The 19952-nt window shown below is 70.5% G+C and carries 16 protein-coding genes; 5 read left to right on the top strand and 11 right to left on the bottom strand.

What is annotated here, in order from left to right; all coding sequences use genetic code 11:
* Position 1: 1 nt before the first annotated feature.
* The 3 genes from AC5RVZ_RS21200 to dut form a co-directional block, all read right to left on the bottom strand.
* Positions 2-349, bottom strand: a complete 348-nt coding sequence (locus AC5RVZ_RS21200; RefSeq protein WP_494067651.1) for a hypothetical protein — start codon at positions 347-349, stop codon at positions 2-4.
* Positions 342-1067: a DUF3710 domain-containing protein gene (locus AC5RVZ_RS21195; protein ID WP_494067650.1), complete on the bottom strand. Its 726-nt coding sequence runs from the start codon at positions 1065-1067 to the stop codon at positions 342-344. Before AC5RVZ_RS21195 ends, AC5RVZ_RS21200 begins: the two co-directional genes overlap by 8 nt.
* Before the next feature lie 116 nt (positions 1068-1183).
* Positions 1184-1648, bottom strand: a complete 465-nt coding sequence (dut, locus tag AC5RVZ_RS21190; protein WP_493999514.1) for a dUTP diphosphatase — start codon at positions 1646-1648, stop codon at positions 1184-1186.
* A gap of 191 nt (positions 1649-1839) precedes the next feature.
* Here dut and AC5RVZ_RS21185 point away from each other — a divergent pair, with 191 nt between their 5' ends.
* Positions 1840-2346 carry a DUF3093 domain-containing protein gene (locus AC5RVZ_RS21185; protein ID WP_494067649.1) on the top strand — a complete coding sequence of 169 codons (507 nt, stop codon included), beginning with the start codon at positions 1840-1842 and terminating at the stop codon, positions 2344-2346.
* Positions 2347-2396: 50 nt separating this feature from the next.
* Here the strand turns inward: AC5RVZ_RS21185 and AC5RVZ_RS21180 are convergent, their stop codons facing one another.
* A complete protein-coding gene (locus AC5RVZ_RS21180; RefSeq protein WP_494067648.1) occupies positions 2397-2699 on the bottom strand; it encodes a DUF4193 domain-containing protein in 303 nt (100 codons plus the stop codon).
* A gap of 323 nt (positions 2700-3022) precedes the next feature.
* On the opposite strand from AC5RVZ_RS21180, the gene sepH reads away from it, so the two are divergent.
* A complete protein-coding gene (gene sepH, locus AC5RVZ_RS21175; RefSeq protein WP_494067647.1) occupies positions 3023-4459 on the top strand; it encodes a septation protein SepH in 1437 nt (478 codons plus the stop codon).
* Positions 4460-4534: 75 nt separating this feature from the next.
* On the opposite strand, the gene AC5RVZ_RS21170 is transcribed toward sepH, so the two are convergent.
* The 3 genes from AC5RVZ_RS21170 to AC5RVZ_RS21160 all read right to left on the bottom strand — a co-directional run bounded on the left by AC5RVZ_RS21170 (position 4535) and on the right by AC5RVZ_RS21160 (position 9139).
* Complete coding sequence (locus tag AC5RVZ_RS21170) at positions 4535-5635, bottom strand: alkaline phosphatase family protein (protein ID WP_494067919.1); 1101 nt, start codon at positions 5633-5635, stop codon at positions 4535-4537.
* A gap of 85 nt (positions 5636-5720) precedes the next feature.
* On the bottom strand, positions 5721-6386 hold the full coding sequence (locus tag AC5RVZ_RS21165) for a DUF5998 family protein (RefSeq protein ID WP_493977911.1): 666 nt from the start codon (positions 6384-6386) through the stop codon (positions 5721-5723).
* A gap of 47 nt (positions 6387-6433) precedes the next feature.
* A complete protein-coding gene (locus tag AC5RVZ_RS21160) occupies positions 6434-9139 on the bottom strand; it encodes a bifunctional acetate--CoA ligase family protein/GNAT family N-acetyltransferase (RefSeq protein WP_494067646.1) in 2706 nt (901 codons plus the stop codon).
* A gap of 47 nt (positions 9140-9186) precedes the next feature.
* Between AC5RVZ_RS21160 and AC5RVZ_RS21155 the strand changes: the two genes are divergently transcribed.
* Both AC5RVZ_RS21155 and AC5RVZ_RS21150 read left to right on the top strand, forming a co-directional pair.
* Positions 9187-11685 carry a DNA gyrase/topoisomerase IV subunit A gene (locus AC5RVZ_RS21155; protein WP_494067645.1) on the top strand — a complete coding sequence of 833 codons (2499 nt, stop codon included), beginning with the start codon at positions 9187-9189 and terminating at the stop codon, positions 11683-11685.
* A gap of 8 nt (positions 11686-11693) precedes the next feature.
* Positions 11694-12212 carry a DinB family protein gene (locus tag AC5RVZ_RS21150; protein ID WP_494067644.1) on the top strand — a complete coding sequence of 173 codons (519 nt, stop codon included), beginning with the start codon at positions 11694-11696 and terminating at the stop codon, positions 12210-12212.
* A 67-nt stretch (positions 12213-12279) separates the two neighbouring features.
* On the opposite strand, the gene AC5RVZ_RS21145 is transcribed toward AC5RVZ_RS21150, so the two are convergent.
* The 4 genes from AC5RVZ_RS21145 to AC5RVZ_RS21130 are packed head-to-tail and all read right to left on the bottom strand — an operon-like array spanning position 12280 to position 19372.
* Positions 12280-13263 carry a GNAT family N-acetyltransferase gene (locus AC5RVZ_RS21145; protein ID WP_494067643.1) on the bottom strand — a complete coding sequence of 328 codons (984 nt, stop codon included), beginning with the start codon at positions 13261-13263 and terminating at the stop codon, positions 12280-12282.
* A gap of 4 nt (positions 13264-13267) precedes the next feature.
* The gene (cydD, locus tag AC5RVZ_RS21140; protein ID WP_494067642.1) at positions 13268-16687 is read right to left on the bottom strand and encodes a thiol reductant ABC exporter subunit CydD; all 3420 of its coding nucleotides are present in this window, start codon (positions 16685-16687) and stop codon (positions 13268-13270) included.
* Between the two features lie 5 nt (positions 16688-16692).
* Positions 16693-17712 carry a cytochrome d ubiquinol oxidase subunit II gene (gene cydB / locus AC5RVZ_RS21135; RefSeq protein ID WP_494050044.1) on the bottom strand — a complete coding sequence of 340 codons (1020 nt, stop codon included), beginning with the start codon at positions 17710-17712 and terminating at the stop codon, positions 16693-16695.
* A 31-nt stretch (positions 17713-17743) separates the two neighbouring features.
* Positions 17744-19372, bottom strand: a complete 1629-nt coding sequence (locus tag AC5RVZ_RS21130) for a cytochrome ubiquinol oxidase subunit I (RefSeq protein ID WP_494067641.1) — start codon at positions 19370-19372, stop codon at positions 17744-17746.
* A gap of 188 nt (positions 19373-19560) precedes the next feature.
* Here AC5RVZ_RS21130 and AC5RVZ_RS21125 point away from each other — a divergent pair, with 188 nt between their 5' ends.
* Complete coding sequence (locus AC5RVZ_RS21125) at positions 19561-19950, top strand: BlaI/MecI/CopY family transcriptional regulator (protein ID WP_494013835.1); 390 nt, start codon at positions 19561-19563, stop codon at positions 19948-19950.
* The last annotated feature ends 2 nt before the right edge of the window (positions 19951-19952 follow it).

Genomic DNA, 19952 nt, shown 5'->3' with positions numbered 1-19952 from the left:
GTCAATTCTCCAACGGGCTGAGGATCTCGTAGCGCGGGTTGTAGATGGTGGCGGTTCCTTCCACCCTGAACAGCATGCCCTCGAAGGCCAATCGGATGCCCGCCGCGATGCCGGGAACGCGGCGCTGCCCCAGCCAGATGAGCCGGACCCGCGGGTGCCCGCCGTCGCGGGACTTGCCGGGCTCCTGCTGGCCCGCGTCGGTGACGACGGCGGAAAACCGCGGCGGATGCCCCGGCGGCGCGATGGTGATCGCCTCAACCAACCCGGTGCCGGCGACGTGGCCGCGCTCGGGCAGCCGGGCGATGGGGCTGTCCGCGGAGCGGCGAGGGACGCGGGAGCGGTCAGCCAATCTCGGTGATCTCCGGGCCCCGCTCGGGCGCGGTCAGTCCGGGGTGGTGCGGTGCCGCGGGCTGCGGCTGCCCCGGGACGCCCTTGGGCATCTTGAGCTGCAGCAGGTCCTTGGGCGGCAGCGGCTGCGAGCCCCGGACCACCACGGTGGAGCGGAAGAGTTCCTCGAGGTCCGCGGCCTTGGCCCGGTCCAGCGCGGCGGGTCCGCCGATCACGCCGCGCAGGAACCAGCGCGGCCCGTCGACGCCGAGGAAGCGGGCCACCCGGAAGCCCTGCTTCCCGTCGGCGGTCTGTGCCGGCAGCTTGGCCACCACCTCGGTGCCCATCGGTCCGTCGATCTCTTGGACGGTGCCGCCCTGTGAACCCACGGAACTCGCGATCTGGGTGCGGATTTCCTTCCACAGCCCCTCGGATTTCGGCGCGGCGAATGCCTGGAGCTGCAGGTTGGAACCGGCCAGGTCAAGGGTCACCGCAACAACCCGCTTGGACTTTTCCTCGACCTCGAGCCGCAGCTGCAGGCCCTCCCGGGGACGGACCTTCAGCGCACCCAGGTCCAGGTAGCCGTTACCGGTGTCCTGCTCGGAGTCGTCGTAGGGGCCGTTGCGGCGGGGACCGCTGTCCGGCGCCGGCCGGGTGGCGTCCTCGCCAGGTGCGGCCGCGGCGGCTTCCGGCCCTTCGCCGTCGTTCTGGTTCCTCTTCTTGGAACGCCCAAATGCCATAACGTGAGATTCCTCTTCCTCCGGTCCTGCACCGGGTTGCTCAATGTCTGCGCTGAGGGGATGCCGCCTGCGGCGGGCGGGGCGCACGCGTGCGTGCCCGCACCGAGCGTGCGGAACTAACCGGCGCCGAACCCTCCGGTGGATCCGAATCCGCCGGCCCCCCGCGTCGAATCCGGGAGTTCGGCGACGCGTTCGAACGCGGCCGTCTCCACCTTCTGGATGACCAACTGCGCGATCCGGTCCCCCCGCTTGAACGTGAGCGTTTCACTGGCATCGGTATTCAGCAAGGTGACCGCTATCTCGCCCCGGTAACCGGCGTCCACCGTGCCGGGGGCGTTGACGATGGTCAGTCCGTGCTTGGCGGCCAGCCCGGAGCGCGGGTGGACCAGGGCAACATACCCGTGCGGCAGCGCCAGCGCCACGCCCGTCGGCACCAGGACACGCTCCCCCGGGGCGATCCGGAAATCGATCCGGCTCCGCAGGTCGGCCCCGGCGTCCCCCGGGTGGGCGTAGGCGGGCGGTTCCAGTCCGTCGTCGAGCATTTTCAGCTGGACCGTCAGCGTTTCAGTTGTCTGCTGCACTCGTGATCGTTTGTCCTTGCGATTGCGGATGTGGCGGCGGGAAGACTGCGGCCGCCAAGGGCCTGGCCCGCTGAGATATTCCGCACATCACTCTAGCGCGTTTTCAACCGTGGCGCCCGCGGACGGGCGGGCTTCCGGGGGCCCGCCGGGAGCAAGGTGAAATGCCTGTCAAAAGGTGAAAAGCTGAGTCCATGACACAACCCGCGACCCCTGCAGGCGGCTCCGGTCCCGCCGGCGGTCCTTCCTCCTCGACCCACTTCGATGAGCGGCTGTGGCCCAATTTCTGGGTCTGGCTCATCGCCGCCGGCACCGCCGCCGCGGTCATCGTCATGCTGGCACCGATCAGCATGACCGCGGGCATCATCGGCGCCGTCGTCGCCGCCATCCTGCTGGCCGTCCTGCTGATCGCCTCCACGCCGCGGATCCTGGTCACCGACACCATGCTGCAGGTGGGCCGCGCCCAGATCGAGCGCCGCTACGTCGGGCGGGTGGAAGCGTTCACCGGCGAGGCCGCCACCGAGCAGCGCGGCCCCAAGCTGAACGGCACCGCCTACATGTGCATGCGCGGCTGGATCGATCCTGTGGTCACCATCGAAATCACCGACGAGACGGACCTGACCCCTTACTGGATCGCCTCCACGCGCCGGCCGCAGCAACTCGCCGCGGCCCTGAACCGCCCCGCCCCGGACGCGTCCTAGCGGACCCGCGGGGCAGCCCCCGGCGGTGCCCTGCCCCGTGGTGCCGGCGGCTACCCCTCGCAGTCCCGGCAGTAGAGCAGCCCGTCTTTCTTCTTGGCCACCTGCGACCGGTGGCGGACCAGGAAGCAGGAAGCACAGGTGAACTCGTCCTGCTGGGCCGGGAGTACGCGCACCAGCAGTTCCTCGCCGGAGAGGTCGGCGCCGGGCAGTTCGAACCCCTCGGCCGCCTCGGCCTCGTCCTCGTCGACGACGGCCGACTGCGTGTCGGTCCGCCGGTGCGACTTCAGCTCTTCAATGGACTCCTCGTGGGTCTCTTCGTCGGGCTTCCGCGGGGCGTCGTAGTCAGTGGCCATTGTTGTTTGCTCCCACTCCGGTGGTCCGGTCCAGTTTCACGTCAGACCCCCGGTTCCGGGACACGTGCCCATGCCTGACGATCTGTGCACAGGCTCAACGCGTTCGCCGTCGATTTTGTGCCCGTGACGCGAAGATTCTTGCCGATTTCGGTGCGCCTGCCAAACCCAGGGGTTGCAGGGCATTCACGGCCGCCTGCGGACGGGGCGCCCGATCGGGGCGACCTTGGCCACAAACACCGCGCCACACCTGCGAAAACAATAGGAAAAGCCCGGTATGGGTGGCAGAGTTTCAGGCATAAAGTGTCGTCTGGTGGAGGGTTTTCATGCAGGATCTACGGCTGGTGGGTGTCCATGAGGATGGCGAACATCTGCTGTTGAGCGCAGGTGGGGACGACTACCGTCTGGCCATAGACGAAGCCCTGCGCACAGCGGTCTTCCGACCGACCACAACGCGCGCTCCCGGGGCCGGCGAACCGTCGGACGCCGGTATGTCCCCCCGCGAGATCCAGGCGCGCATCCGAGCGGGCGCCACGGCCGAGGAGGTCGCGGCCGAATCCGGCCTCGACCTGCAGCGGATCCGGCGCTACGAAAGCCCGGTGCTCGCCGAGCGCCACTACATCGTCGAGCAGGCCCGCAAGGTGGAAGTCGCCGGCCCGCTGCCCGGCCACGACGGCTACCGGTCGGCCTTCGGCGATGAGCCGGCCACCCTGGGAGAAATGGTGGACCACCGGATCCACGCCTTCGGCATCGACCCGGAATCGATGAACTGGGATTCCTGGCGGCGCAGCGACGGCACCTGGGAAGTTGTGGCATCCTTCACCGCGCCGGCGGCTCCCGCCACCGACTCCATCGGGGAAGAACCGCCCGCCCGCTGGGTGTTCCATGCGGCCCGCCGCACCATCCAGAACGCCAACCGGTGGGCGCAGCAGCTGAGCGAGCTCGAAACCGTGGACGGCCCGGTCCCCGGGCGCCGGCTGAAGGCCGTCACCGACCATGTCTTCGACTTCGAAGCCGACACCGCCGCGGACCCGGACCTCGAGCCGGCAGGGCAAGAGGACGACGGGCAGGACGACGGGCAGTCTTCCGAGTCGGAAGAGCTGCTGGAGGTGCTGCGCTCCCGGCGCGGGCAGCGGCTGGGCGTCGACGAAGATGCCGACGACGCGCTGGCCCTGATGCTCACCCACGGTCCGATTCCGGCGGCCCACCCGCGCGACTCATTCGGGGAAGCGGATGATTCCGGCGACGACCCCGGCGCGCGGCCGCGTGCCGGCTTCCCGCTGACGCTGGCCCCGGCCTACGACGACGGCGCGGTCTCTTCGCTGGAACTGGGGCACGGGATCAGCACCCACACGCACGAAATCACGCTCTCCGGCGCGCCCAGGTTCCTGCGGGACGAGCCCGCCGCCGAAGCTGGCGGCGGCGTCCGCGGCGAGGACGGCGACCTTACCGGGGAAGAGGCCGACGCAGGCCTGGCGACGGGCGGCGGCGCGCAGGAAACGGGCGCCCCGGTGGACGACCGGAATGAGTTCGTCAGTCCTTCCACAGCACCGCTGACAACCGTGGAAAACGGCAGCGCAGCGGCCGCGGACCAGGCCCGGCCGGCGCAGGCCGGGGCGGAGACGGCCGCCGATCCCGACCCCGGGGCCAAAAACACGGTGCGGGAAGATCCGGCGCCGGAACCGCCCAAGCGCTCCATCAAACCGAAGCGCTCCAGCGTGCCCAGTTGGGACGAGATCGTCTTCGGCACCAAGCACGACTGACCTGCCGCCGGCTGCGGCCGGGACCCGGCGGGGTGCCCGGCCCGTCAACCTCCCGTTGCCGGCGGGCGCGGCTTCCTAGCGCCGTTTGCCCGGAGCCGCCAGGGTCAGCAGGGGCACTTCCCGCTCCGCCTTGGTCAGCGAGCCGTGCTGGCCGACCACGGACATCGCCGTCTCCGGCACGCGCCGGGTGTCGTAGAACGCCACGGGCTCCCGGGCAGCCACCATCAGGTCTCCGATGCGTGGCAGCACCCGCGGGTCCACCCGGCCGAAGAACCCGCGGCTGACCGCCTCTTCCCGGGTGAACACCCAGGCCTGCTTCCCATACCGCTGCAGCCAGGCACGGGCCACCTGCTCGCGCTGCCCGGCCGTGGCGTCCGGTTCGAAATAGAGGTGGACCAGCCGCGGTTCGCCGCCGGTGTGCCGCACCCCGGCCACCAGGGCCGGGTCCGCCGAGTAGTCGAGACGGAACTCCTCGGCCACGTCCAGCATGCCGTGGTCCGCGGTCAGCAGCAGCAGCGTATCGGACGGAAGCTGCCGGGCCAGGCGGCGCATGTCCGAGTCAAGTTCCTCCAGCGCATGCCCCCACTGGGCCGAGGCCGCGCCGAACCGGTGGCCCGCCTTGTCCAGTTCATTGAAATAGAGGTACACCAACGCCCGGTCCGTAGCCGCCAACGCTTCCGCCGTGGCCCGCGTCCGGGCATGGCCGGTGGCGCCGGGCACGAACCTGCTGCCCCGCAGCGCCGCCCGGGTCATGCCCGACTCCGCGAACCGGGGCAGGCTGACGGTGGTCACCGGCAACTGCTCCGCCACCCGTTCGAACACCGTGGCATACGGTTGCCACACCTGCGGATCCACCCCGGGGTCCCAGCCTCCGAGCTGGTTGACCACCTTGTCCTGCCCCGGATCCAGGACGTCATAGCCGACCATGCCGTGCAGGCCGGGCGCCAGCCCGGTCCCCAGGCTGGCAAGGGACGCCGCCGTCGTCGAGGGAAGGGCGCTGCCGAGGGTCCGCGAGTTGTCCATGGCCTGGCGCAGGAAGGGGGCATGTCCGCCGCGCTGCTTCAGCAGCGCCTTGCCCAGTCCGTCCACCATGACCACGCACACCCGCCGCGCCGGCGGCAGCTGCAGCTCATTGTCGAAGCCCTCGGCGCCCAGCGCTGCCGCCGCGCTGGTCATGACCTCCGCGAGCGAGTTGCGGCCGTAGCCGGGGGCAGCCGGAAGCGGTTCCTGTATCGGCGTCACGCGGCGTCGATCCCGCAGATCAGCGGCCGTGGTGGCCGCGGACCAGGCGGTTGCCGATGCGCGGGCGCTGCTGCACCGGCCCCGGCGCGGCGGCGGGCTCCGGGTGGCTGGTGCTGACCTTGCGCAGGGCGCGGGCGAAGTCCTTGGCGTTCTGGACCGCCTGCAACCCGTCGGCCTCGGCGCTGACCCGCAGCACGATGTCTTCCTGGACGATGTTGCCCGTGTAGCCGTGGTCGGCGTCGCACTGCGGATCGCCGCAACCGGCCGGGCCCATGTCCAGCCGCTGGCCGCCGGACCAGGCGATGGCCAGGGTCAGTTCGCGGGCCTGGTCGGCGGAGGTGTAGTTCTGCGGCTGGGCGTAGACGTAGCTGAGCACCACGGAGCGGATCTGGCTGACCGGGACCGACTCGGTGGAAATCTGCGCCACCATCTGCTCGCCCTCGTCGTCCAGCTGCTGGTCGTCCACGTGCGTGATGACCAGCATGTCCTCGGTGAGCACCAGCACGGTGATGTGCCGGTGCACCTCGTTGCGGTCGAAGTGGGTCTCCAGGTGCACCAGGTGGGACAGCGGCTCGCGCTCGTCCAAGGCGTCGTGGACCACGTCGGAAACCAGCAGCGGGTAAAAGCCTGCCCGGTTGAGGGCGTCGTCGAGACTGCGGCGTTCGGCCGTCGATAGGGGGCTCATGGTTCCATAATCCCCTACCCTGCCGCCGGATGGCCAACCCGGCAGGTTCAGTCCCGCATGGCGCGCCGCGCGCTGTCCGTGCGGTGCGCGTGGTTTCCGAGCCGGACTTCGGCGTTCAGCACGGCCAGGCCCCGGTCGGAGAGCTGGACCGGGTTGAGCTCCAGCAGGGCCACTTCGGGGTGTTCGTCCTTGAGCTGCGCCACGCGGGCGATCAGGTCTTCGAGCGCCGGAACGTCCACGGCCGGCAGGCCCTGATAGCCGAAGAGTTTCTCCGCCGCGCGGGGCCCGCGGACCAGGTCCGCCACATCCACGGTGGTCAGCGGGGGGATCCGGTGGGACCAGTCCCCCAGCAGGTTGACGGCGTCGCCGGCCAGCCCGAAGGACACCACCGGGCCCAAAAGCGGATCCTCGATGGAGCGGATGGTGCAGGCCTGGCCGGCGGGCACCATCGACTGGACTTCCAACGGGATGTCGCCGAACGGGGCCAGGCTGGCCCGCATGTGCGCGATGTTGGCACGCAGGGTCGCCTCGTCCGTGATGTTCAGCCGGACCCCGCCGAGGTCCAGCCGTTGCCGCAGCCGCGCGTCGGTGGTCTTGACGGCCACGGGCCAGCCGAGCCGTTCGGCGGCGGCCACGGCCTCGTCGTCGTGCGTGAAGCCGGCCGACTCCTGAACCGTGATCCCGTAACAGCCCAGCAGCCGGGCGGTCTGCGCAGCGGTCGGCGTCAGCAGCTCGGTCCCGGTGACCCCGGCGAGCAGGGCGTCGATCTGCCGCTGCGCCTCGGCGGGATCGGTGCCCGCCGGTTCGGCGAATTCGCCCTGGTCGCGGGCCTTCCATTCGGCGTAACGGACCACGGCCGCCAGCGCGTTCACGGCGCTGCCCGGGCTGGCAAAGCTGGGCAGGCCCCGCTGCAAGCCGCCGGAAGTCCGGACTCCGGTGGCCAGCAGGCCGTCGGTCCGTTCGGCCAGGTCGAGCACGCCGGTGAAGGAGGCGACCACCGGCTTGCCGGCCTCTTCGGCGCAGTCCCGCAGCACCTCCGCCAGCCGGGAGGTCGGGATGCCGGTGGCGGGAAGGAGGGTGACGACGGCGGCGTGCACCTCGGGTGCGGACAGTGCCTGCTGCACCTGCCGGCGAAGCATCGGGAGCGCGGTGGACTGCCCGGTATTCAGGTCCAGCGCCACCTCCCGCCGGACCACGTCCAGCTGGTGCGCCTTGGCGGCGTCGGCCACCACGTTGCCCAGCGCCAGGGAGTTGCTGAAGACGGCCAGGTTGGCGCCGGCCGGAAGCGGCTGGCTGACCAGGACCTGCGCCACGTCCATCAGCTCTTCATTGGTCTCCACGCGGATCACCCCGGACTGGCGGAACATCGCGTCGAGGGCGCCCGGCGGCGCCTGGGTGGTGCGCACCGCATGGCCGGGCGGCAGCTGCAGCCCCATCACATCGGACTTGGCCACGATCACCGGCTTGCTGCGCGAGAGCCGGCGCGCGATGCGGGAAAACTTCCGGGGGTTGCCGATGGATTCCAGGTAGAGCCCCACCGCCATGGTGGCCGGGTCGTCTTCCCAGTACTGCATGACATCGTTGCCGGAGACATCGGCCCGGTTCCCCGCCGACACCGTGGAGGACAGGCCCAGCCCGCGCCGGCTGGCCGCAGTGTAGAGCAGTACGCCGATCGCCGCGGACTGGCTGAACAGCCCGAGCGCCCCGCGCGGCGGCATGGCCGGCGCCATGGAGGCGTTCAGCGACACCGCCGGGTCGGTGTTCAGGAGTCCGAGCGACCCCGGGCCGATCACCCGCATCCCGTGGGCGCGGGCCTGGCGCACCAGCTCGCGCTGCCGCTGCAGGCCTTCGGTCCCGGCCTGGGAGAAACCGTCGCTGGCCACCAGGATGCCCTTGACGCCGGCGGCGGCGCATTCGCGGGCCACCTTGGGCACTTCCTCGTACGGGACGGCGACGACGGCGAGTTCCACGGGGTCCGGGACGTCGGCGATGGCGGCATGGGAGATCATGCCGTTCAGTTCGAAGGCCTGCGGGTTGATGGCATAGACGGGACCGGTAAAGCCGGCTTCGATGATGTTCTCCAGCAGCGAGTAGCCCACGCTGCCCCAATCCCGGCTGGCGCCGATCACGGCCACGGACCCGGGGGCCAGCAGGGCCGCCACGCTCTTGGCCTCGGCGCGGTGTTCCCGGGCGGCCATGACGGCGCGGGAGCGCTCGGTCGGGTCGATGTCGAACTCCAGGGCGACCACCCCGTCGTCGAAATGGCGCCGTACCTCGTAACCGGCGTCGTTGAAGACGGTGATCATTTTCCGGTTCTCCGGCAGCACCTCGGCGGAGAACTTGCTGATGCCGTTCTCCCGGGCGGCCGCCGCCAGATGCTCGAGCAGGATGGAGCCCAGCCCCCGGCCCTGGTGGGCATCGGAGATATTGAAGGCGACCTCGGCTTCGGCGGGATCGTCCAGCCTGTCGTAGCGGCCGATCCCGATGATTTCATCGCCGATGGTGATGACGAAGGCCACCCGGCTGACGTAGTCGACCTTGGTGAAGCGGGCCAGTTCGCGCGGGCTGAGCTTGGACTTAAAGGTGAAGAAGCGCAGGTAGATGGAGCTTTCCGATTGCCCCACGTGGAAGGCCTGCAGGGCCTCGGCATCGGCCGGGAGGATGGGGCGCAGGTGCGCCGTCCCGCCGTCGCGCAGCACGACATCCGCCTCCCAATAATCCGGATAATCCGGGGAATCAGCCTCTTGCGCCATAAACTCACTGTATCCGCAACTTTTAGCTAAGGACCGAAGCTCTACCGATGCCCCGCCGCCAGACTCCCGCCCCCGAAGAGGACTACACGGAGAACATCGTCGATATCGACGTGACCTCCGAGATGGAAGGCTCCTTCCTCGAATACGCCTACTCGGTCATTTACTCGCGCGCGCTGCCCGATGCCCGCGACGGGCTGAAGCCGGTGCAGCGCCGCATTCTCTACATGATGTCCCAGATGGGGCTGCGGCCGGACAAGGGACACGTGAAGTCCGCCCGCGTGGTCGGCGAGGTGATGGGCAAGCTGCACCCGCACGGCGACGCCGCGATCTACGACGCGATGGTGCGGATGGCGCAGTCGTTCTCGCTGCGCATGCCGCTGATTGACGGCCACGGCAACTTCGGATCGCTCGACGACGGCCCCGCGGCACCGCGCTACACCGAGGCCCGCCTCGCGCCGCCGGCCCTCGCGCTGACCGACCACCTGGACGAAGACGTTGTGGACTTCGTGCCCAACTACGACAACCAGCTGATGCAGCCGGCGGTACTCCCGGCCGCCTTCCCCAACCTGCTGGTCAACGGTTCCTCCGGCATCGCCGTGGGCATGGCCACCAACATGGCGCCGCACAACCTCGGCGAGGTGATCGCCGCGGCCCAGCACCTGATCGCCAACCCGGACGCCACGCTCGAGGACATCATGCGGTTCGTCCCCGGACCGGACCTGCCGTCCGGCGGCAAGATCGTGGGCCTGGACGGAATCCGCGACGCGTATGCCACCGGCCGCGGCTCCTTCAAAACCCGCGCCAAGGTGGAGGTGGAGAAGCTCACCGCCCGCCGCACCGGCCTGGTGGTCACCGAACTGCCCTACGGCGTGGGTCCGGAGAAGGTGATCGAGAAGATCAAGGACGCGGTGACGTCCAAGAAGCTGCAGGGCATCAGCGACATCGTGGACCTGACCGACCGGCAGCACGGCCTGCGCCTGGTCATCGAGCTGAAGAACGGCTTCAATCCGAACGCCGTGCTGGCGCAGCTGTACCGCTATTCGCCCATGGAGGATTCCTTCGGCATCAACAACGTGACGCTGGTCGACGGGCAGCCGCGCACGCTGGGCCTGATGGAGCTGCTGCAGGTCTACATCAGCCACCGCATCGGCGTCGTCCGCCGGCGCACCGCGTTCCGGTTGGGCAAGAAGAAGGACCGGCTGCATCTGGTCGAAGGCCTGTTGATCGCCATCGTGGACATCGACGAGGTCATCCAGATCATCCGGTCCTCGGACGAGGCGGCCGCCGCCCGCGAACGGCTGATGGCCATCTACGACCTGTCCGAGATCCAGGCCAACCACATCCTCGAGCTGCGGCTGCGCCAGCTGACCAAATACTCGCGGATCGAACTCGAGAAGGAACAGGACGAGCTGCGCGGCGAGATCGCCGCGCTGGAGGAGATCCTGGCCAACGAGGCCATGCTGCGCCAGCTGGTTTCCGACGAACTGGGCGAGGTTTCCGCGCTCTACGCCACGCCGCGGCGGACCGTGCTGCTCGAATCGGAGGCCGCCGCCCCGCTCCGCGGCACCGCCCTGCCGGCCCCCGCCGCCGGGAAGAACGCCAAGGCGGCCCTGCCGCTGCAGATCGCGGACGACCCGTGCTGGGTCCTGCTCTCCGCCTCCGGCCAGCTCGCCCGCACGGTGGACCAGGAGCCCCTATCGGACGGCCAGCGGATCCGGCACGATGTCCTGGCGTCCGTCGTCAGGACCACGGCACGGGCCGAAATCGGAGCCGTGACCTCGCTGGGCCGGATGCTGCGGCTCCCGGTGCTGGACATGCCGGTGCTCGCCGCCGCTGCCGGAACGCCCAACCTGGCCGGCGGCGTCCCGGTCAAGGAGTTCGTGACTCTGGCGAAGGGCGAAACCCTGGTGGCCTTGGCGCCGCTGGACAAGGTCCTCGCCCTCGGCACGGCGCAGGGCATCGTCAAGCGCGTGACCCCGGACTACCCGCTCAACCGCGAGGACTGGGAGATCATCGCGCTCAAGCCCAAGGACTACATCGTGGGCCTGAGCGTCCCGGCCGACGACGACGAACTGGTCTTCATCACCCGCCAGGCGCAACTGCTGCACTTCCCGGCCTCGACGGTGCGCGCCCAGGGCCGCACGGCCGGCGGCGTAACGGGCATCAAGCTCGGCGCCGAAGACACCGTGACGTTCTTCGGTGCGGTCGCCGCGGGGGATGCTGACGCCGTCGTCGTCACCGTCGCCTCCTCGCAGGAAGCCCTGCCGGGCACCGCCCCCGGCTCGGTCAAGGTCACCCCGTTCACGGAGTACCCGGCCAAGGGCCGCGCCACCGGCGGAGTGCGCGCGCACCGCTTCCTGAAGGGCGAGGACATGCTCTCGCTGGCCTGGGCCGGGCACGGTCCGGCGAAGGCCAGCTCGGCCAACGGCGCCTCCCGGGCCCTGCCCACCGAACACGGCCGCCGCGACGGTTCCGGCATCCCGTTGTCCCAGCCGGTGGACGCCGTCGGCGCCGCCCTATCGCAGCAGGGGGCACAGGACTCCTAAGCTGGAGCATGGCGATCATCCCCGACACCAAGGACTGGACGTGGGTCACCGAGCGGCCCTGCCCCGAATGCGGCTTCGACCCGGCCGTCGTCACGCCGGACCGGATCGGCCCGGAGGTGCTGGCCACGGTGCCCCGCTGGCAGGCGGCCCTGGCGGAGCCCGGCGCCCACGTCCGCCCCGACGACTCGACGTGGTCTGTGCTGGAGTACGCCGCCCACGTCCGTGACGCCTGCCGCGTATTCGATGCCCGGCTGCAGCTGATGCTCGGCCAGGACAACCCGGAGTTTGCCGACTGGGACCAGAACGCCGCCGCCGTTGAGGGACGTTACGCCGGCCAGGACCCGCGCGCCGTCGCCGAGGAGCTGGCTGCAGCAGCCGCGGAGGTCGCGGCCGGCTTCAATGCGGTGACCCCGGCTGAGTGGGACCGCCGCGGCAGGCGCAGCAACGGTTCGGCCTTCACCGTCGTCACGCTCGGCAGCTACTTCCTGCACGACGTCACGCATCACCTGCACGACGTCGGGGCGTAGCGGCCGCCCGGCCGCGGTGCACGACGTCGGCGGTGCACGGCGTCGGGGTCCTCCTCCCCTGCCTGCGTCAGGTCAGCGGCAGTTCATAGTCCAGATAGCGCTTGGTCGGCAGGTAGCCCATCCGGGTGTAGAGGGCCAGCGCCCCGCTGGGGTTCTCGGTGTCCACGCCCAGCCCGGCATGTGCCATCCCGCCGGCCCGGAACCGGCGCATCGCTTCGGCCAGCAGCGACTGGGCAAGCCCGCGGCCGCGCCACGGCCTGCGGACGCCGAGGAGGTTCGTGAATCCTTCGTCATACCCTGACTGCAGCTTGTACCGCGGATCAAAGCTGGCCACCTGGTACGCCACTGTCTCGCCGGAGGCGGCCTCCACCACCGACATGCTCCACTCCGGCCTAGTCTCCGGGTGCTGCACCAGGGTCTTCCACCGGCGCTCGTCCCTCGGCTCGCTGCCCCAGTGGTCCGCGAACGCCTCGTTGTGGGCCAGCCGCACTGCGTCGCTGTCGCCCGGGTCCAGGTCCACAAACACGAAGCCCTGCGGCAGCGGCGCCTCCGGGATCTCCTCCAGCGGCCGGGTCATTTCGGTGAAGTAGCGGACCACCGTGGCGCCCACCGCTTCCATCAGCGCGTTGTGCGCCGGATCTTGTTCCTCCGTGCTGCTCCGCAGGACGCCGCCGCTGATGCCGGCCGCGCTGAACCGGCGGCGCTGGCGGTCGGCCTGCCACTCGTAGAGCGCCCTGCCGATGCCGCGGCGGCGCCAGTCCGGATCCACCCCGCCCCAGGTGTGGGCGACGGGCGAGCCGGCATTCGCGTAGACCCGGCCCACGGCACGCACCGTCCCGCCGGCATCCAACCCGATGGCGGTGCACTCAGCGGGGTCGTTGGCAGGGTCGTCGAACGCCTCCGCCAGATCCGCCGTCGTCTCGGTCCAGACCGGTTTGTCCACCGCGGCCATCCGAAGGATCAACTGGTGCCATCCCTCGATGTCCGAGGCGGACATGGGACGCCAACGCAGGGCTCCGCCGGGAACGACCGGCAGGTCGGAATTGGTCATTGCCTCAGCTTAGGGCAGCGGCGTACGTGCCGGTAGGCAGATGCAGCCGAAGCTCGCACCATGCGGCTTGCCGCTCGTCGTGCGTCACCATGACCACTGCCTTGCCGGCGAGCCCGCGGCGCAGATCGGCCAGCAACGCGTCCCCGGCCTCGCGGTCCAGGTGCGCGGCCGGTTCGTCCAGCAGCACCACATCGGAGTCGGCCAGCAGCGCCCGGGCCACGGCGAGCCGCTGCCGCTGGCCGCCGGAGAGGAAGTGCCCGCCCGGCCCGATCCGGGTGCCCAGCCCGTGCGGCAGTCCGGCCAGGAATCCGCCCAGCCCCACGGCGGCGAGCGCCGAGCGCATCTCCTCTTCGGCCGGCGGGTCCGTGGCCGGCCGGGCCAGCAGCAGATTGGCGCGGAGCGTCGAGTTGAACAGGTGCGCTTCCTGGGGCATCCACGCGATGGCCGACCGCGGAGCCCCGCCGGCCGTCCCGTTGACCAGGTAGCGGCCGGAGCCCAGTGGCAGGAAGCCCAGCAGCACGCCGAGCAGCGTGGACTTCCCGCTGCCCGACGGGCCGGTGACCGCCAGCCATTGTCCGCGCTCCACCCGCAGGTCCACGCCGGTGAAGGCGTCGTGGCCGGCGCCCGGGTACCGGTAGGACGCGTTGCGCAGTTCCAGCGCCTCGACCGGAGCTTCCCGCCGCGCTTGGCGGGCCGGGTCCGCGCCGCCGCTGCCCAGCTCCGGGATGACGCGCGCACCGGCGGCGCGCCAGGCGCCCCATTGCTGCACCGCGGTGTTCACCGCCATGAAAGGTTCGGCCAGCGCCAGCTGCATCAGGACGACGACGGCCACCACCCCTGGCGCGGTGCCTCCCGCCGAACCGAGCATCACGACGGCCGAGAGGGAACAGGCCAGCACGGTCAGCGCGTGTCCCAGGCCCTGCGCCCAGGCGCTGCGCTGCTCGGCGGCGGTCGCTTCCCGGTCGAGGCGGCGGGCACGCAGCAGCAGTGGCCCGGCAGCCGTGTTGGCGGCCAGGTCGGGTGCGGCGGCCAGCAGCCGCGTGAAGGCGTTCAGCGACCTGCCCTTGATCCGCACGGTGGTTGCCTGCGCGTGGCGGTCCGCCCAGCGCGTCAGGGCCGGGGCACCCAGCACGCAGATCCCGGAGAGCAGCAGCTGCCAGCCCAGGGCCGCGGGCATCAGCAGGGCGGTGGCCACGCAGGACGCGGCGGCCACCAGCAGGCCGACCAGCGGGGTGAAGACGGCCCGGGGGGCGATGTCCCGCAGTTCGTCCACGTCTCCGACCAGCCGTTCCAGGGCGCCGCCGCCGCGGGCCAGCCGCCGCCACGCTGCCGGCCGCTGCAGCAGCCCGTTCCACAGCCTGATCCGCAGCCGGTCGGTGCTTTCAAAGACGGCGTCGTGCAGCTTCAGCCGCTCCTGGTAGCGCAGTACCGACCGCCCGATCCCGAAGAACCGGACACCGACGATGGAGGTCATCAGGTACAGGATCGGCGGCTGTTCGCTGGCATAGACGATCAGCCAGCCGGACAGGCCCGCCAGCGCGACGGCGAAGAGCGCCGCGCCGAGGCCAAAGCACAGGGCGGCCAGGAACCTGCCGCTCCACGGCCGCAGCAGGGCCGCCTGCCGCCACAGGCCGGGTCCGGCGCCGGCGGCGTCCTCCGCCGCCGCTTCCGTTGTGCCGCCCTCCCCCGGCGCTTCCGTTCCGGCGCCAGCCCTTGCTCCGGGCGCCGGCCCGCCGCGTTCGATCCCCGCTGCCGGGGACCGCACACCCTCCGTCCCCGCCGGGGCGGCAGCAGCGGTTTCCCGGGGCGCCGGCATCACCGGCACCACGTGGTCGGCGAGCGCCGCGGTGTCCGGGTCGTGGGCCACCAGCACGGTGGTCACCCGGCCGCGGAGCCGGTCCAGGGCGGCCTCGATGGCCCGGGCGCTGCGTTCATCCACGTGTGCGGTAGGTTCATCGGCCAGCAGCACGTCCACACCGGGGACGTGTTCAATCCGGGCCAAGGCCCGTGCCACGGCCACGCGGCGCAGCTCTCCCGGGCTGAGGTCGCCGGTGTCCGCGTCCGCCAGGCCGGCGGCATTGACCTGCGCCAGCGCTTCCTCCGCCGCAAGACGCCCGGCCGGTCCTGCCAGCCCCGCATACAGCGCCACCTCCTCGGCCGCCGTGGCCTCGGAGGGAACCGGGTGCTGCGGGATCCACGCGATCCGGCCGCGGTCGAGGCCGGACACCCGGCCGGCCAGCCGGATGCCCGCCCCGTCCCGGCGCAGTCCCGCCAGGATCTCCAGCACCGTGGTCTTGCCGCCGCCGCTCGGCCCGGACAAGGCGGTGATGCGGCCGGCCGGAGCGGTGAAGTCCAGCCCTTCCAGCACCCGGCCGCGGCCCGGGTAAGCGGCGGCCAGCCCGGCTACCCGCAGCTCCGGCGCCTCACCGCGCACCGCCCCGGGCCGGTGCCCGGGGTCCGCAGCGGCGACCAGCGGCCGGCCCGCCGGCGCGTCCAACACGGCCTTGCTGCGCTCGAGGGCTTCCAGGCCGTCTTCGCTCGCGTGATGCGCCGAGCCGAGGTCGCGCAGCGGCTGGAAACACTCCGGAGCCAAGATCAGGGCCAGCAGCCCGGCTTCGAGTTCCATTCCGCCGTAGACCAGCCGGATGCCCACGAACACCGCAACCACGGCCACGGAAATGGTGGCGATCAGTTCCAGTGCCAGTGAGGACAGGAAGGCAACCCGCAGGGTGGTCAGGGTCCGTTCCCGGTAGGCGCGGGCGACGTCGCCCAGGGCCCGGGTCTGCGCGGCGGCCCGGCCCAGGCCGACCAAGACCGGCAGTCCCCGGGCCAGTTCCAGCAGGTGGTCGGACAGGCGGTCCAAGGCCGCGGCCGCCTGTTTGGTCCGGTCTTCGGTGTGCTTGCCGATCAGGATCATGAAGACCGGCACCAGCGGCAGCGTGAGCACCACGATCAGCGCGCTCACCCAGTCCGCGGCCAGGATCCGCAGCCCCACCAGCAGCGGTATGGTGGCGCAGGTCACCAGGGCCGGCAGGTACTTGGCGTAGTAGTCATCTAGGTTGTCCAGTCCCCGGGTGGCCAGCACGCTCAGGGCACCCTCGCCCGGGGCGGAGCCGTCGCGCCCTGCCGGGGAGGCGCCGCCGTCGTGCAGGATCCGGGCAGCGAGGCGGGCCCGCAGGTCCTCCTTGATGCCGGCCGCCGCCCGCTGCGCGGCCACGTCCTGGCCCCAGGCAGCGGCCGCGCGCAGGACGGCGCCGAGGGCGCCGGGCAGCAGGACAGCGTCCCAACTGAACGTCCCCGCCGCCACGCCCGCCACCCCGGCGGCCACCGCCGAAGCGAGCAGGACCAAGCCGCCGGCCTTGACGGCCGCGGCCAGTCCCAGCAGGTAGAGCGCACGTTTGCCGGCGGCGCCCACCGGAAGCACCGGCTTCACTGTGCGGTGACGGCGTGTGCTGCGGGGATGGCGGAGGCGCTCACGCGCTTGCGGAACACCCAGTACGTGTAGCCCTGATAGACCAGCACGGCCGGGATGCCGAACAGCGCCACCACGCTCATCACGCCCAGCGTGTAGTCCGACGACGACGCCGAACCCACCGTCAGGCTGAAGGCCTCGTCGATGGTCGAGGGCAGTACCGTGGGGAACACCGCGGTGAAGATGGTAGCCGACCCGGCGACCACGAAGGTACCCAGTCCGGCGAAGGAGAGTCCGTCCCGGCCGGCCTTGGCCAGCAGCCAGGCCGCCGCCGCGCCGAGGGCGGCCAGCAACAGCGTCGCCACCGTGACGGCCTTGCCGTGGCGCAGCACCAACACGGCGGCCCAGGCGGCCATCGGCAGCAGCGCCACCGGCAGCCAGCGCAGGACCAGTGCCTTGGCCCGCAGCCGGACCTCGCCGTCGGTCTTCAGCGCCAGGAACGCCGCCGCGTGGACCAGGCTGAAGCCGACCACCGCCAGCCCGCCGAGCACGGCGTAGCCGTTGAACCAGGCGAACGGTCCGCCCACCCGGTCGCCGTTGGCGTTGAGCGGCAGCCCGGTGGTGGTCAGGCCGAGCATGGCCCCGACGCCGAAGGCCGCGACCAACGAGCCCAGCGCGATCGCCCAGTCCCAGCGCGCCCGCCACCGGTCGGTGTCCACCTTGCCGCGGTATTCGATGCCGACGGCTCGGAAGATCAGGGCCAGCAGCACGAGCACCAGCGGAAGGTACAGGCCGGAGAACAGGGCGGCGTACCACTCCGGGAAAGCCGCAAACGTGGCGGCACCGGCGGTGACGAGCCAGACTTCGTTGCCGTCCCAGACCGGGCCGATGGTGTTGAGCAGCACGCGGCGTTCCGTGTTGTTCCGGGCGAAGCCGCGCATCATCATGCCGACGCCGAGGTCGAATCCTTCCAGGAACAGGTACCCGGTCCAAAAGAAGGCGATGACAATGAACCAGATGGTGGGCAGGGTTTCCATGAGTCGTCCTTATCGATCCGTAGGAGCCGGTTCAGTACGCGAAGGCGAGCACGTCATCAGGGTCTTTGCCGTCTCCGCCTGTTCCGTCTCCGTCCTTGCCGCGGCCGCCGCCGGTGCCGCCGTCCTTGCCCGGGCCGTCCGCGGACGCCGCGTGCAGCAGTTCGGGCATCGCCGCGGGCACCCCGCCGCGGCAGTAGGCAGCGAGCAGTTTCACTTCCACCACCAGCAGCGAGCCGTAGACCAAGGTGAAGGCGCTGAGCGAGAAAACCAGCTCCCCCAGCGAGACGCCCGGCGACACGGCCGCGGCCGTGAACATAAAGACGTTGTCGATGCCGTCGGGATCCGGGTTGGGTGCCACGACGAACGGCTGGCGGCCCATTTCGGTGAAGATCCAGCCCGCCGAGTTGGCGCCGAACGGGGCCAGGATTCCGAACACGGCCAGCCGCATCAGCCACTTCGATTCGGGCACCGTGCCCTTGCGCACCACCCACAAGGCGACGGCGGCGGCCGCGGCGGCCAGCATGCCGAAGGTGATCATCATCCGGAAGCCCCAGTAGGTGACTTCCATGACCGGCACGTAGTCGATTTCGCTGCCGGCGCGCTCGCCGTAGATCGGGTTGTCGGGCAGGTGCGTTCCGAAGCGCTCCTGGTACTCCGGCAGCAGGCTGTTGATGCCCCGGATCTCGGTGTCGAAGTCGCCGTTGGCCATAAAGGAGAGCAGTCCGGGCAGTTCCACCACGGCGACCATGTCGTCGCAGTCGTTGGATCCGAGGTCGCCGACCGTCAGGATGGAGAAGCCCGTGCCGTCGTGGCAGGCCGCCTCCGCCGCGGCCATCTTCATGGGCTGTTGCTCGAACATCAGTTTGGCCTGCAGGTCCCCGGTGAGGGACACCCCGGCGAAGGAGACGACGGCGACGACGGCGCCGATCCGCAGCGAGCGGAGCCAGACCTTGTGGTCGGCCGCATCCCTGCCGCGCGCCGGGTCGGATCCGACGACCACCGTGCCGTCCGGGCCCACGGTGTCGATCCCGTCGCGGCGGCGCTTCCACAGGTGGTACCAGCTGATGCCCAGCAGGAATCCGCCGGCCACCGAGGTGGCGCCGAAGATGGTGTGCGGGAAGGCCACCAGCAGCGTGTTGTTGGTCAGCACCGCCCAGACGTCCACCATCACCGGCCGCCCGTCGATCATTTCGACGCCGACCGGATGCTGCATCCAGGAGTTCGCGGCCAGGATGAAGTAGGCGGAGCAGACGGTGGCCAGCGAGGCGCCCCAGATGCTGAGCAGGTGCACCGCTTTGGGCAGCCGGCCCCAGCCGAAAATCCACAGCCCCAGGAAGATGGACTCGACGAAGAACGCGAGCAGCGCCTCCATGGCCAGCGGCGCGCCGAAGACGTCGCCGACGAAGCGGCTGTACTCGCTCCAGGCCATCCCGAACTGGAATTCCTGGACCAGGCCGGTCGCCACGCCCATGATGAAGTTGATCAGGAACAGCTTGCCCCAGAACTTGGTCATCCTCAGGTACTGGTCCTTGCCGGTGCGGTACCAGGCCGTGTGCATGATCGCGACGAGCAGTCCCAGTCCGATGGTCAGCGGCACCATCAGGAAGTGGTAGACAGTGGTGATACCGAACTGCCACCGCGCGATTTCAAGTGCTTCCATTGCCGCTGCCTCCCGGACTGACCTGGGTTCCGTACTGCGCCGGAACTCATTTCTACAAGCCGTAGAACTTAATCTTCTACGAACTGTAGAACATTTGCACGAAAGACGGTAAATTAGAGACCAAGAGCACGGTCGCGGAAAGATTCTGCGCGCCGCAGATGCGACGTTAAATGACGAAAAGGAACCAGATGGCTACTCTCGGAGATTTGGAACGGGCGGTCATGGACGTGCTGTGGTCCCAGAACGCCGCCGATCCGGCCGAAGGCGGACTGACCGCCAATGAGCTGCGCGACACGTTGGCGCAGGTCTCCGCGGACGGGGCGGACGGCAAGGAGCTGGCCGTCACGACGGTGCTGACGGTCCTGTCTCGGCTCGAGAAGAAGGGGCTGGTCCAGCGCGGCCGCGACATCCGCCCCCACCGCTACCGGGCGGTGACAAGCCGTGAAGAGCACACCGTGGAGCTGATGCACGAGGTTCTGGGCTCGGCCCCGGACCGCGAGGCCGTCCTGGCCCGCTTTATCGGCACGGTCAGCGACGAGGAAGCGGAAACCCTGCGCAAGATCCTCTCCTCCAACTGACC

The organism is Arthrobacter sp. Cza30 (assembly GCF_059090765.1).
The sequence above is the reverse complement of the archived record's forward strand: the minus strand, read 5'-3'. Positions and strand labels throughout refer to the sequence as shown.

Coding starts and splice junctions, on each gene's coding strand:
- AC5RVZ_RS21165 (WP_493977911.1), bottom strand. CDS start 6,386: ATGAGCCCCCTATCGACGGCCGAACGCCGCAGTCTCGACGACGCCCTC.
- AC5RVZ_RS21150 (WP_494067644.1), top strand. CDS start 11,694: ATGGCGATCATCCCCGACACCAAGGACTGGACGTGGGTCACCGAGCGG.
- AC5RVZ_RS21125 (WP_494013835.1), top strand. CDS start 19,561: ATGGCTACTCTCGGAGATTTGGAACGGGCGGTCATGGACGTGCTGTGG.
- AC5RVZ_RS21160 (WP_494067646.1), bottom strand. CDS start 9,139: ATGGCGCAAGAGGCTGATTCCCCGGATTATCCGGATTATTGGGAGGCG.
- AC5RVZ_RS21145 (WP_494067643.1), bottom strand. CDS start 13,263: ATGACCAATTCCGACCTGCCGGTCGTTCCCGGCGGAGCCCTGCGTTGG.
- AC5RVZ_RS21180 (WP_494067648.1), bottom strand. CDS start 2,699: ATGGCCACTGACTACGACGCCCCGCGGAAGCCCGACGAAGAGACCCAC.
- AC5RVZ_RS21155 (WP_494067645.1), top strand. CDS start 9,187: ATGCCCCGCCGCCAGACTCCCGCCCCCGAAGAGGACTACACGGAGAAC.
- AC5RVZ_RS21185 (WP_494067649.1), top strand. CDS start 1,840: ATGACACAACCCGCGACCCCTGCAGGCGGCTCCGGTCCCGCCGGCGGT.
- AC5RVZ_RS21170 (WP_494067919.1), bottom strand. CDS start 5,635: ATGACCAGCGCGGCGGCAGCGCTGGGCGCCGAGGGCTTCGACAATGAG.
- AC5RVZ_RS21195 (WP_494067650.1), bottom strand. CDS start 1,067: ATGGCATTTGGGCGTTCCAAGAAGAGGAACCAGAACGACGGCGAAGGG.
- cydB (WP_494050044.1), bottom strand. CDS start 17,712: ATGGAAACCCTGCCCACCATCTGGTTCATTGTCATCGCCTTCTTTTGG.
- AC5RVZ_RS21130 (WP_494067641.1), bottom strand. CDS start 19,372: ATGGAAGCACTTGAAATCGCGCGGTGGCAGTTCGGTATCACCACTGTC.
- sepH (WP_494067647.1), top strand. CDS start 3,023: ATGCAGGATCTACGGCTGGTGGGTGTCCATGAGGATGGCGAACATCTG.